General features: G+C 39.2%; 11 protein-coding genes and 1 riboswitch. Of the genes, 7 read left to right on the top strand and 4 right to left on the bottom strand.

Annotated elements, in window-relative coordinates; all coding sequences use genetic code 11:
* Position 1: 1 nt before the first annotated feature.
* From GVV22_RS06540 to GVV22_RS06530, 3 genes are read right to left on the bottom strand one after another with little or no spacing between them, the layout of a single operon-like run.
* A complete protein-coding gene (locus tag GVV22_RS06540; RefSeq protein WP_159649333.1) occupies positions 2–331 on the bottom strand; it encodes a PTS fructose transporter subunit IIB in 330 nt (109 codons plus the stop codon).
* Positions 331–777 carry a PTS sugar transporter subunit IIA gene (locus tag GVV22_RS06535; protein ID WP_159649332.1) on the bottom strand — a complete coding sequence of 149 codons (447 nt, stop codon included), beginning with the start codon at positions 775–777 and terminating at the stop codon, positions 331–333. The genes GVV22_RS06540 and GVV22_RS06535 overlap by 1 nt, the downstream gene beginning before the upstream one ends.
* The gene (locus tag GVV22_RS06530) at positions 770–2716 is read right to left on the bottom strand and encodes a BglG family transcription antiterminator (protein ID WP_159649331.1); all 1947 of its coding nucleotides are present in this window, start codon (positions 2714–2716) and stop codon (positions 770–772) included. The genes GVV22_RS06535 and GVV22_RS06530 overlap by 8 nt, the downstream gene beginning before the upstream one ends.
* Positions 2717–2960: 244 nt before the next feature.
* Here GVV22_RS06530 and GVV22_RS06525 point away from each other — a divergent pair, with 244 nt between their 5' ends.
* From GVV22_RS06525 to GVV22_RS06505, 5 genes are all read left to right on the top strand, one after another.
* Entirely contained in the window at positions 2961–3839 is an 879-nt protein-coding gene (locus GVV22_RS06525) for an NAD(P)/FAD-dependent oxidoreductase (protein WP_159649330.1), read from the top strand.
* Positions 3836–4597: an HAD-IIB family hydrolase gene (locus tag GVV22_RS06520; RefSeq protein ID WP_159649329.1), complete on the top strand. Its 762-nt coding sequence runs from the start codon at positions 3836–3838 to the stop codon at positions 4595–4597. Before GVV22_RS06525 ends, GVV22_RS06520 begins: the two co-directional genes overlap by 4 nt.
* A gap of 59 nt (positions 4598–4656) precedes the next feature.
* Complete coding sequence (locus GVV22_RS06515) at positions 4657–4992, top strand: ArsR/SmtB family transcription factor (protein WP_159649328.1); 336 nt, start codon at positions 4657–4659, stop codon at positions 4990–4992.
* Positions 4993–5114: 122 nt separating this feature from the next.
* Positions 5115–5489 (top strand): Inorganic pyrophosphatase, encoded by a 375-nt coding sequence (locus GVV22_RS06510; protein ID WP_159633397.1) that lies wholly within the window; start codon positions 5115–5117, stop codon positions 5487–5489.
* Positions 5490–5699: 210 nt separating this feature from the next.
* The gene (locus GVV22_RS06505) at positions 5700–8027 is read left to right on the top strand and encodes a MucBP domain-containing protein (RefSeq protein WP_159649327.1); all 2328 of its coding nucleotides are present in this window, start codon (positions 5700–5702) and stop codon (positions 8025–8027) included.
* A gap of 112 nt (positions 8028–8139) precedes the next feature.
* Here GVV22_RS06505 and mgtA read toward each other — a convergent pair whose 3' ends face one another.
* Positions 8140–10821, bottom strand: coding sequence for a magnesium-translocating P-type ATPase (gene mgtA, locus GVV22_RS06500; RefSeq protein ID WP_159649326.1), 2682 nt, complete (start codon positions 10819–10821; stop codon positions 8140–8142).
* Between the two features lie 200 nt (positions 10822–11021).
* A riboswitch (M-box (ykoK) riboswitch) is annotated at positions 11022–11178 on the bottom strand.
* 341 nt (positions 11179–11519) lie between these two features.
* Here mgtA and GVV22_RS06495 point away from each other — a divergent pair.
* Positions 11520–12293, top strand: coding sequence for a permease prefix domain 1-containing protein (locus GVV22_RS06495; protein ID WP_159649325.1), 774 nt, complete (start codon positions 11520–11522; stop codon positions 12291–12293).
* 2 nt (positions 12294–12295) lie between these two features.
* A complete protein-coding gene (locus tag GVV22_RS06490) occupies positions 12296–13312 on the top strand; it encodes a hypothetical protein (RefSeq protein WP_159649324.1) in 1017 nt (338 codons plus the stop codon).
* The last annotated feature ends 147 nt before the right edge of the window (positions 13313–13459 follow it).

Raw genomic sequence — 13459 nt, 5'->3', positions numbered from 1 at the left:
TTTATTTATTAATATTTAATGTTGCTTCAATATCATCAAAAACAGCACTTGCATTTTTGATGACAACAGATGGATCCATATGGAAGACTTTGCCGTCTTCTTTTTTCTGATCAAACCGTTCTGGCATTTCGATTCCAATCGAAGTAGCCATAATGACATAATCTGCCGCCTCGATTTCTTCATCAAATAACTCATTATCAATTCCCATACCGCCTTGAGTTTCGACCTTATAGTCATAACCACGTTTTTGTGCTTCGACCTCAATGGCTTCTTGACCCATGTAGGTATGTGCAATCCCGACAGTACATGCAACGACTCCAACTATTTTCATTATGAATGCTCCTTTTCTGTAAATAATGTATAAATTTCACGAACAGATGCTGCATCGTGGAGTTTCTGTCTAAAGTCAGCATGAATTAACATCTTACTGATTTCAGAAATATATTTTAGATGTAATGTATCACTATCTTCAGAAACACCGATGAGGAAAATAAGTCCTACTGCTTCATCTTTTGAATCATCATCCCATTGGATGGGATTGACAGGGCGAATCATCGCGATAAATGCGTCTGAGACACTCTGAGATTTTCCGTGTGGGATGGCAACTCCTAATCCAACATTGGTTGAGATGCTTGCTTCGCGTTCTAAAACAGCTCCTTTGAATATGTCTGCGTTAGAAAGATAACCTGCACGATATGCAAGATCTATTAAATAATCGATAGCATCATTCTTAGTGTTAATGGCGACATCGATTGCAATCAGCTTTTTACTAAACATTGTAATCACCCCTCAATATACTGATAACGTCATTTTCGGTTTGTGCTTTTCGTAATTGACTCAGATAATCTGGATTATTTACGAGTGCATATATTTCTTTAAAAATTGCTTTTACATGTACGACATCACATTGTTTAATGTGAATTAAAATAATGATGGTTATATCCTCTTGATCCCATCGGAATTTACGCTCATTAATCAAAATGGAAAGTCCTGATACATAGACATGGGATGGATCACCATGAGGAATCGCGACTCCGGTCTTTAAATCGGTTGGACCTTTACGTTCACGCTCCATAACCGAAAGTGTGTACTGATCGTCAACGATCTTTTGTTCTGATAAACTATCGAGCATAAACTTTAACGCATCCTCACGTTTACTAAAAGTCCTATTAAGATAGATGCGTGATGGATTAACAAGCTTTGAAATCCATGGCAACGTTAAGACATCCGTGTGAGTATCTCGCATAGAACTTCGAATAAAGTGTTTATCGTAGAAGTTCAAAATATTTTCCTTGTCATCATTACTCAATAATGTCGAAACAAGAATGACAGGAATATGGGTGATATCTAACTTAATGGTCGAAATAATAAAATCGATGGTTGATAGATCCAAAGATTGGATGTGAGCACTTGAAGCGATATGAGTAATGCTAAGCGGCGGTAAAATTTTTTGAACTTCAAGGCTTAGAATTTGTGACGCAGAAAGTCCTAAAGGACATACAATCAAAATATTTTTGCGTGTCTTTTTGCGCTCAAGAGCTAACTGGAAGTAAATCATCAGGAATCCAATTTCGTCTGAATTGAAGGAGACCTCGAGCTCTTCTTCAATCTCCGGTACAGAAAACCACAAAATATTAAAGACTAAGAAGTAATCACGCTTTAATTGACCTAAAAAAGGGTTAGGGTGTGAAATGTTGTTTCTAAGTCTATTGACCATTGGCTCGAAGTGATTACGGATATTCTCTTTTAATAAGGGATCGTTCGTTAAGTCAGTATCGATCAGATTACTAAATGTCGTAATGAGCGATTCGATAAGATCTTCAAAGTTGGTCTCTTGCACGGCTGTAAATTTATTGGCCTCAAGATAAAGTGTCAAGTAGGTGATATCTGTATCCATATAATTAAACATCAGCCGACTTGATAGTGTTTCGAGCATCGATTGTGCTACAGACATTGTTTGTGGAATATCGTGTACTATCTTAGATGTTATGTCAGCGGATTGATGTTCAATATGGTTCTCGTGCATAAGTTGATAACAAAGAACAATCAATGCATTCATAACATTAGAGATGTAAAGTTCGTCGATGACTTGAAGGTTATTCAAGACGTATTCGTATAAAACATCGTGGACTGAAACATAACACGCATGTCCGTAGAAATAGGAATAGAAAGCTGCGATTAATGTATCGTCAGAAATCATGCTGGGAATTTTAGCAAGATAATAATCATTGAATCGTATCATCGACTTTTGAATTAAGGTTTGAGGGCCGTCAAGTCGTGTGCCTTTTGAATCACTAACCAGTAACTCTGGAGTTGCGAGCAAGTGATGCCGTAAAGTATCAATATCATTCATGAGTGAGCCGTGACTGATAAACAAGGTCGTTGATAAGTCCTTGTATGTGACCGTTTCGTTTTTTAGCGCTACCAAATCAAAGATTTGTATAAGTCGCTTGTCAGAAGCACTAAAGAGGTCGTAGACATTTGATTTACTAAGAGTCCCTTGATCCAAGTCATAGGTTAATGTCACTGAAATTCCTGTATGATCTCGATTCAAGGTATATCCGAGTTTGGCTAAATAGTCTGAAACATTGTCTAGGTCGTTGTAAATTGTCCGATCAGATACATTGTAGAGCGCACTATAATATTTGATGGATTTTGATTCGTGTTGTTTAAGAATCGCAATCGCAAGTTTCTGTTGACGGTTGTTTAGTTCCATGATTCACCTCCTTGGTACCGCTTACAATCATAGTATAAACGGACACCAATCTTTCTAAAATGATAAATGGTTGCAACATATTATGAAATATATTGAATGTAAATATCATTACCGTGTTACCTGAAGAAGTCAATGAACTCGAAATTAGAAAGAAGCAATAATCGGTAGTAAAAAATATGCGTAAAACCTACATAAAAAATCTAGTTTTGGTATTATATAAGATACAGGTTGAAGGAGTGTTGTTATGATCAAAACAGATGCATTAGTGATTGGGAAGGGTCCTGCTGGGATTCAAGCATCCATATATATGAAACGAGGAAATATCGATCCAATTGTTATTGGAAAGGGAATCGGTGCTTCAGAACAAGCTCGAATTATCGATAACTATTATGGATTTGAAACAATTGGTGGTCCTGAACTGGTTCTACGAGGAATTGCACAAGCAGAAGCATTGGACATTCCAGTTGTTTCTGATGAAGTGTTATCAATTACATACGATACCGAAGGATTCATTGTTAAGACAACAACCGAAACATACCTTGCGTTAACCGTACTTATTGCAACAGGATCACATCGAAACATTCCGCGCGTCAAAAGAATTAGAAATTACGGAGGAAAAGGCGTTTCCTACTGTGCCGTGTGTGATGGTTTCTTTTACCGTAAAAAAACAGTTGCTGTTATCGGAAGTGCGGATTATGCGGCTAGTGAAGCTGCAGAACTTGTTGAAATTGCCGAAAGAGTTGTCATTCTCACAAATGGTGAGCCTGTGACAGGAACGTTTGACCCGCGGTGTGAAATCATTACAGACAAAGTAATTTCAGTGTATGGTGAAGGAAAAGTTCAAGGCGTTGAACTAGAGACAGGAAACCTTGAGTTAGATGGTATCTTTGTCGCCATTGGGTCAGCAAGTTCGACGGATCTTGCAACCAAGATGGGGATTGAAGTTCAAAATGGACGTCTCATCGTTAACGAAGAAATGGAAACAAACATACCGGGTATTTACGCAGCAGGCGATTGCATACCCGGAGTACAACAAATCGCTAAAGCAGTTTCAGATGGCTGTATTGCAGGATATGCAATGATCGCAGCTGTAAGAGCAAAACGAAGAGAGGCAAACAAATGACACATATTTTTGCAAGTGACTTTGATGGCACATTATACAAGGACCATATTATAAGAGAATCAGACCTAGAAGCGATTGCTGCATTTCGTGAACAGGGTCATAAATTTGGACTGGTGACAGGCCGTAGTGTGGATTCCATTTTGGCAGAAGCGGAAAAACACAACATTCCCTATGATTTTGTAATTGGTATTAATGGGGGTGCTGTCTTGACACACGATCACCAGGAGATATTCAGTAAGACATTGTCACAAGAAATTTCGACAGAACTGGCACAGAAAATCGATGACTTTGGTATTGAATTTTATGGCGTGACAGATGGTTACCGATTAGCTCGCGTTTATGGGAATCCTGAAGCCCGTGATTCATTTGAACCAAATATTCAAACAACACCCGTAGAAGAAATTCTTGAAGTGGGTGCGCGGGGATTCTATGTTAACGCAGGTTCTGAGGAGCATGCACTCGCACTTTCAATCGAGATAAACCATCATTTTAAAAATCGTGGCGTTCAGTGTTTCCCTAATGTATCCGCTGTTGATATTGGTGTTGAGGGAGTAACAAAAGCAACCGGTATTCAATCGATCATCGATCATTATGGTTATGCTGGCTCGGTCTATACCATTGGAGATAGTTATAATGACCTCCCCATGATTAAAGCTTTTCATGGATTTGCGATGGATAACGGTGTAGCTGCGGTTAAGAAACATGCGCAAAATGTCGTTGCAACCGTCGGTGATGCCCTAAAAAGTATTGCAGAATAACGCATCATGGATGAGTCTTTGTGAAAACTTTGGTATACTAATATCAAGAAGGTGAAAACATGGAACATAAATTAATGACTGTCGAAGAGCGCAAAGCGGTTCAAGAAACCTTACATTCTGAAAAGCATTATACGGATTTATCGATGCTTTTCAAAATGTTTGCAGATGCAACACGCCTCAAAATATTCACAGTTCTCTCGCAAAAAGAAGTGTCTGTCGACGATTTAAAAGAAATTTTAAATATGACCCAATCCGCTGTTTCACATCAACTCGCATCACTTCGAAAACTAAATCTCGTTAAAGTTACAAAAGTTGGAAAGTACTCATATTATTCGCTAGCGGACGATCACGTGATGGAAATCTTTAAACAAGCATTGGATCACGTTCAAGAATAAATATACATTCAAAAAATCATCAAATTATTCAGGGACTTGAAACTTTTACATAAACTGAGGAACTATTTACAATTTATGTAACACACGTTATAATGTCATAAGATATAAGAGAGGTAGATTCGATGCAAGAACTATTAAACAATGGCTATTTCTGGCAGAAAATCGACTCACTCGTCTTGTCCACGAATGTCGTTATTTCCCAAGATAAAGGATCACGTCATCCAAAGTACCACAACATGGTGTACCCAGTTGATTACGGTTACTTAACGGATATTGAACCGATTAAGGTTTTTAAAGGAAGTGTCAAACGTTCTACGATAGATGCGGTGATGATCGTTGCAGATATACTCAAACGGGATTTGGAAGTTAAACTCTTATGGGGTTGTACTCCTGAAGAAGAGGAAGAAATATTGCGATTCATCAACCAAACAGACTACCAAAAAGGAATCTTGGTAAGACGTGGTAATGAAATGCCTGAGTGGGCAATAACAGATTAAAGCAATACTAACTAGAGGTTAAGCTAGATAGTGGAATAAAGGGACAGTCCTAAGAGACTGTCCCTTTTAAATGCGCTTTCTTAACAAACCCAACATACATTAAGTCGTTTTGAAATAACGTTAACATTCTCTTAATAGATTGAATAAACATACATAAGTTTGTATCATGACATTCGTGTGTGAAATATTTAGGTGACGAAGAGGAAGAAAATGAGAAAGAAAAAGCACAAGTTTTTTAGTTTTATCGTTTTATCATTATTTATGAGTTTAATGACTGCACAGCCCATCCGTGCAGAAGAAGCACAACCCGTTTCTGAATTATTTCCAAACCCATCGCTTGCACAATATGTAACGGATCATCCCCAACTCAATATTGTGGATGGTAAAGTGACACAAGCAAGCCTTGATACTGTTGAATTTATTGATTTGAGATCCAATGTGACGATTACTTCTTTGCAAGAATTGGCACCGTTTAGAAATGTAACTGAAATTCACCTTCGGGAACAAGCAATCACAACCTTAGAGGGGTTGAGCAACTTTCCCCAATTGACCGGATTGTTGGTAAATTTTAGTTCACTACAAACCTTATCTGGAATCGAAGCAGCACCTAATTTAATAGGATTATACATTTCCGAGAGTAATTTAGAGTCTCTGGATGGCCTTCAACATATAAAAGGATTAAGAGCCCTCACCATCTTTAACCCTTCCCACAAAATTGTTGAACAGGGGACACAAATGCTTGAACCAATCCGTAATCTACCAATTACAGATTTAAGGTTGCAGAACATCGGTGTAACGGATGCAATGATGGATCCTATCACAAGCCTCAAAGAACTCCGAACGATTCATTTGAATTCATCATTCTCTAAAGATAAGGATGATTCCAGGGATCATGTTACAAAAACAACGGACGTCCTTGCAAACAAGATCACAAGTTTGAGTCCACTTACAACACTATCGTTACTGGCCGATATTCAGCTGAACAATAACCGATTGACAAGTTATGAAGGTATTGAATCATTTACCAACCTTCAAACGTTCACAGTAAATACGGATCTGGAATACAGTCCTTTACTTAACCATGCTGTTGATTTCAATCGATTTATTTTTGCGGAATACCCAACAGCCACGAAGGGGATTACAGGAACCATTCGTGATAGTATCGTTAATAGTTCGTATACTTTAGAGTATGATGCACAAGCAGAGACGTATTCTGTCTCGTTAAGCAATATTACACCCCCACGAACCATTAATGAAACAAGTGGAAAAGTCTATGAAGGTACCATGCGACCAATGATTGGTAAGGACGATTTCCCAATGATTGCATTCAATGGTAAATTTGATAAAGAAGCCAATCGAATAACATGGCAAGCGTTTGACCTTGAAGGAAAAATCGATGCCACACACGTCGAGATTTTCTCGTTTGGTATCTTTGATATGGATCCATTCGAAGGGGAAACAGTCGGACGGACACGTCGCTTTGAAGTCATCGGATATGGACGCGTTGAAGCACGTGATGCAGCGGATGTTACTGTAAATTACATGGACACCAAAGGGAATACACTTGAAGTATCAGAAGTTTTAAGTGGTTTGGGTAAACTCAATCAAGATTATGTTACCCAAGCCTTAGAATTTGCAAACTTCAATTTAGTGCGTGTTGATGGTCCAAGACAAGGCACATTCACAACAGAATCCAAAGTCGTTAATTTTATCTATGAACGAAAAGACGCAGCACCTGTTATCCTCAACCATACCGATGAAACGGGAAATGAATTGGCTCCGTCTCAATTGCTTGAAGGAACGCAACAATTGGGTAACCCTTATACAACTCAAGCTCAAGTCATCGAAAACTATACCTTATCAGTCCGACCAGAAAACGCAGTGGGTGTCTTTATGGACGCGCTCCAAGTTGTAAATTATATCTATACACGTCGGGATGCTAAAGATGTAATCGTCCATTATGTAGATGTGAATGGAAACTCACTTACAGATGATATCGTACTTTCAGGTACAGGAAAACTTGGTGTATCGTATCAAACAGAAAGTAAGCATTTCCCATATTATACACTTAGAGAAGTACCTTTAAATCAAAAGGGTATCTTTGGTGTTGACGACCAAGTTGTGACATATGTCTATGCGAAGCAACAAAGCACGTTGACCGTTTATCATGTTGATCAAGATGGTAACCCCTTAACAGGCCCTCAAGTCATTACCGCAGATGTTGGTACAGCGTATCAAACAAATCCTAAGGTTTTCTTGGGTTATGATTTAATCGCAATGCCTGCGAACGCAAACGGACTCTTGCTTGAAACGCCACAGACTATAACGTATCGATATTTAGGTGCTGAAGTCTTAGGGGTTACCAAGCCGCCTAAAGGCAAAGAACCTCTTAAGCCAACAGCACCCAATGTTTCAAATCCCGTGGAGAAAGAAACATTGCCAGCAACCGGTATGGCACAATCGACAGTCGGTTATTGGGTATTAGGGTTTGGATTGCTCAGTGTTATGATTGCGAAAACCAAACATCAAGAAGCATAAAACGCAAGTACTATTGAAAAAATGATTGAAATGTCTGCATGATTTTTTAACCAACCTATATTTCACATAACTAAAAAGCACAGTGATATAAAAATCACTGTGCTTTATTTTGTTATAGTAATTCACCATACTTGCGAATGAAGTAATGTTTTGCGATGGTTGCAAGAATCATGTAAGCAAGAATGGTCACTGCGAGCCAAGCAAAGTAGATGCCAGGAACCGGAGCAAGTCCAATTGAGAGACCAAAACTTGTGAATGGAATGATGGTTAAAATTCCAATAGCTGCGAACGTAAGTAGGGTTAACGAAGTCGAAGCACGACTTTGTATGAAGGGAATCTTCGGTGTTCGAATCATATGGATAACCAATGTTTGTGACCACATTGACTCAATGAACCATCCCGATTGGAAGACCGCAATAAATAATGCGATGTCTTGTGGGTTTGTTAATTGGGCGAATTGTTGACCACCAACGACCATTGGCGATATAACGAAGAACATTAGGAAGAATGTTGTGATATCAAAGACGGAGCTTGTTGGGCCAATGATTAACATGAAATTTTTAATAGATGTAGCATCCCACTTGCGTGGTACTTTGAGATAGTCTTCATCAACATTATCCCAAGGAATCGCAATGCATGAAATATCATAAATGAGATTGAGCAAAATTAAATGTAATGCTTCCATTGGGAGGAACGGTAAGAAGAAGCTTGCAACCAAGACCGAGAAGACATTTCCAAAATTTGAACTTGCTGTCATCTTGATGTACTTAATCATATTTGCATATGTTTTTCGACCTTCGATAATTGCATCTTCAAGCACCAGTAAGTCTTTTTCAAGTAGGATAACATCTGAAGATTCTTTGGCAATATCAACAGCGGTGTCAACGGAAATACCAATGTCTGCAGCTTTCATTGCAGGTGCATCATTAATCCCATCACCCATAAAGCCAACAGTGTGACCAAGGTCACGAAGCGTATGAACAATCCGTTGTTTTTGGATTGGTGATAATTTCGCAAAAAGATCGTAGGTATTTACAGCTTCTTGCAGTTCTGCATCGCTCATTGCATCAATGTCCGATCCTAAAACGACGTGGTCGTTTTCAAATCCAATCCGTTCAGCAATCGATTGGGTGACGATATCGTTATCACCGGTAAGAATCTTTGTGGTGACCCCATATTCTGATAATTTTTGAATGGCTTCAGCAGCTGACTCTTTAGGTGGATCAAGAAATGCTAGATAGCCCATTAAGACCATTTCACGCTCATCATCGGTGCTAAAATCTACTTTGCCATTTGGTTCCGTCTTGCAGGCAATGGCGAGCACACGCAAACCTTTTTCATTTAAACCATGGGCCGTTTTAAGAATCGTCTCAGTGAGTGCGTCAGTGAGTGGTAAAACCTCATCGTTGATCATTACAGATGTTGAAATTTTAATCATTTCTTCAACGGCACCCTTGGTGATGATTTCTTTATGATTACGGCTGTCGGTAACAATGACGCTCATTCGGCGGCGGTTGAAGTCGAATGGAATTTCATCAAGTTTATTGTACTCTGTATCAAGATTGCGAAGTTCAGGGTGTGTTGCTTCAAGATCTTCACGACGTTTAATGACTGCACGATCCATAAGGTTCCTTAAACCTGTTTGATAGTAACTGTTAAGGTATGCGTATTTGAAAATACGGTCATCTTCGGTTCCCATCGGGTCCATGTGATATTGCAATACAACATTATCTTGGGTTAGCGTTCCGGTTTTATCGGTGCACAGAATATCAATCGCACCCAAATCTTGGATTGCATTGAGATTCTTAACAATCGTTTTCTTTTTACTCATTGTGACGGCACCTTTTGCAAGGGATGTCGTAACAATCATCGGTAACATTTCAGGCGTAAGACCGACTGCGACGGAGATTGCGAAGAGTAATGCTTCAGTCCAATTTCCTTTACCAAATCCATTAATGACAAACACGATCGGTACCATGATTAGCATAAATCGAATCAGTAACCAGGATACGGAGTTCACGCCTTTTTCAAAAGATGTTTCATCTTTTTTGCCAGAAGCACTGTGGGATACTTCGCCAAACATGGTATCATCACCTGTTGCGATTACAATACCACGAGCACTTCCACTGATGACATTTGAACCCATGAAGACGAGGTTTTGTGTCGCTGTTAATTGTGCGTTAAGAGCCTCTAGGTCATTACTAAATTTTTCAACAGGTTCACTTTCCCCCGTGAGCGCTGCCTGTGATATAAAGAGATCTTTACTTTCAATAATACGCATGTCGGCAGGTATCATATCACCTGCGGAAAGGATAATAAGATCCCCGACGACAACTTCGTGTAATGGAAGTTCTTGAGGTTCATTTCCTTTTCGTGCGACGCGTGTTGTGGTTTCCACAAGTTCGCTTAGTTTTTTTGCTTCATTGGAAGAGCGGTATTCTTGGATAAAACGGAGTAGCCCGCTAAGGGTTACCATGACCAAAATAATAATAACTGTCACGGGATCTTCTTCGCCAGGTGAAACCATCGCGATATCTGTAATGTATGAGAAGCATGCAAGTCCAATTAAGATGAGTGTAAATGGATTAATGAATGCTTGAATGAATTTCATCCATGTTGGCGTTTCTTTGTGGCTGCTTATCGTGTTCTCACCGTATTGTTTACGGTTCGATTCAACGCGTAGTCGCGTCAAACCTTGTGGTGATGATTTGTAGTGTGTATAAATTTTTTCGGTCGATGCAGTGGCTGCATCAACATAACGACGTGTGTCGTTGGTGTAAGTTGTTTCTTTCATAGTAGTCTCCTCGTTTCTATTCAATTGAGGACGACAAAGTGATTACAGATTGGACGCACATGTGGCATCAATCAAGTCAAAATTATGTATGTAAATCCAATCGTCATCATCAATGGCGTCAGTTGTTTTTTGCATGTGATGTCACATCCTTTCTGTCTGGCAATATAAAAACCACGCATGCTTGAACAAACGTGGTTAAAAAATCACATAAATCGTTCAAGCTTTAACTCAATAGGGCAATGTTATTACACTAGTTTACGCCTTCGTGACGTATACTGTTGACCAGCGCATAGTGTCTCCACTATTTTGCGGTAGTAATCCGTATCCCTAAAGTAGCCTCACCTACCGTAGTTTTTATTTACTCAACAACCATACTTCGTATTTTTAGGAATTGCAAGGCTTAGAATTATAAAAAAAGTTCAATTCATAATTTTATGAGTAAAAAGAGCCACTGTACAAAGGCTCTCAGACGATTTTAAAAAATTTGAAAAAAAACTATATATGTGTGTCAAGCCCTAAATATATGCACGATTAAGGATCCATACCCAGTCAAAGATTGACCTACTATGTATATCTAGGTATAATATACATAGATATACATAGTATCGTTTAAACAGACTCTCATTGCTGTCATTTTAAGTTCAGTGACCATAATAAAATCGACATCCAGGACATAATCCCAAAAAGGAGATTTGCGCATGAATCGATACCACATTTTCTTAGATACATTGACGAAAGAAATAAAATATCCATTTGCTAGGCGGAAGATACGAAACGAGTACACAGTGCATCTTGATGATTCTTATGAAGCATTCCTTGCACAAGGAATGAATCCGAAGACAGCTGAATCGTATGCGATTGCGGCCATGGGGGATCCTCAAGAAATTGGTCAGATGCTCAACATCGTGCACCATCCGATCTTCAGTTGGTTGTATTTGACGAGCAAACTCTTTCTGATTGTCACAGTACTGAGTTTCTTACTATTGTTTGGGCCAAGCTTATGGCAACGCATTTCAACGCTTGACGAATATTCGGCGTCGATTACGGATGAACTGCAGGCACTCGAACCGCTATACTACCAGCAACTCGATCAGCATATTGTTGTCGGCAATACAGAGTTTTCGTTTCAAGATTTTGTGTACACAGAAGATGGCAGGGTACTCATCAGCGTCAAGCACAAAAGTTTAACCAGTAGAAGTCCATTTCTCGGTAATTTATTTGCCTACGATTTTGAAACAATGATTGATGGCAAACCCATTGCGCTTACTGGCTCTAACTTTACAATTATTTCGGGGATACCAGAAGGAGGACTCGATTATGTATTCGCCAATAGCCCTACGTATACGAAGACATGGTCTTCCCATCTTTTACTCGTCTACCGAGGGATTGGGAAAGTGCCTCAAGAAGTTGTAATTAATATTCAAACATTGGATGGATCAACGCGTCAGATTCAAATAAAAAGGGGGAATTAACGATGTCGAAGAAACGTAAAGCGGCACTATTTGTGATTGTATCAAGCCTACTGATTGGTGTGGCTGTGTACCTTCAGGGGTGGTATCTTTCAAAAGATCGACTGCTTAGCGACTTTTGCGAAAGTGCTGGGGTAGCAAACTGTAACATTGAAGGCCCAGTTCCTGTTTATGAAAATGAACGTCTGTATATATTTGAAAGTGACACTCATTATATCCCAATGATAGTGGAATCATGGGGTCCGTTCTCCCGCTTTTCAATTCAAAACGATCATAATTTGGTCAAAAGTTATGCAAATAATGCAGGTAATCTTGATCTTCGGTGGACACCAAAGCAAACACCGACGGAGAATATGACGCGGGTGAAAGCATATCACGGTCGCGAATGGGTGGTTCGAAACTATGAGGTTCTTGTTATGTACCGTCCCGGAAATATACAATTTGGATTTGGATACGATAACCGTAATGGCAGTGTTGGAAAACAACCAACCACCGATGCACTCTTTGAGAAGACCAACCCCATGAATACGGTTGGAAATTATGCCTATGAAATAATGCCGCTGATTGATAAAATGTATGATCGTAAGTACCGAATTGCAGCGTATGACGCAAATCAAGACGTGCAAAAATACTACTATCCATTCCCGTTCCAGCGCTCAGGGACATTAAAGAAAGCAACGGATTTTTCCTATGATGTATCTTTTAATTTTTATGACGATTCGTCGTTGTATTTACAAACAGGGCCGCGCATCACGAATAGCAGTGATTTTGAAGTGCAAGTAGCGCAATCGTTTTTCGATACGCCTGTTGAAACGTATCCCTTACTTTTGGAACTGGAGTTGACGGGAGTGAAGATTGAATCAATGAATCTGGATCAAATGCGGATTCGTTATTACCAAGATACAGATGATACAGTAATCGTTGAATACTCATCCGCCGCTGTTGGGTATCAAGAATGGTTTGTGGCGCCCCAGCACGTTTATGAGCAAATGCAGTCTTCAATTTTTGTACCCCGTCTGTAAAACAAGACCAATCGTTTAACCGTTGAGGGATCTATGTATAACAACTTATGAATATAATAAAGCAGATTAATAAGTATATTTTGATTCGAAAGCGTTTGCAATATATTGGTTTCGATTTCTCCCTAAAGATGGATTAAGATCCTGATG

Origin of the sequence: Erysipelothrix aquatica, assembly GCF_009828825.1 — a bacterium.
Lineage (GTDB): Bacteria > Bacillota_I > Bacilli_A > Erysipelotrichales > Erysipelotrichaceae > Erysipelothrix > Erysipelothrix aquatica_A.
Note: the sequence above shows the minus strand (reverse complement) of the source record. Positions and strands in the feature narration are given on the sequence as shown.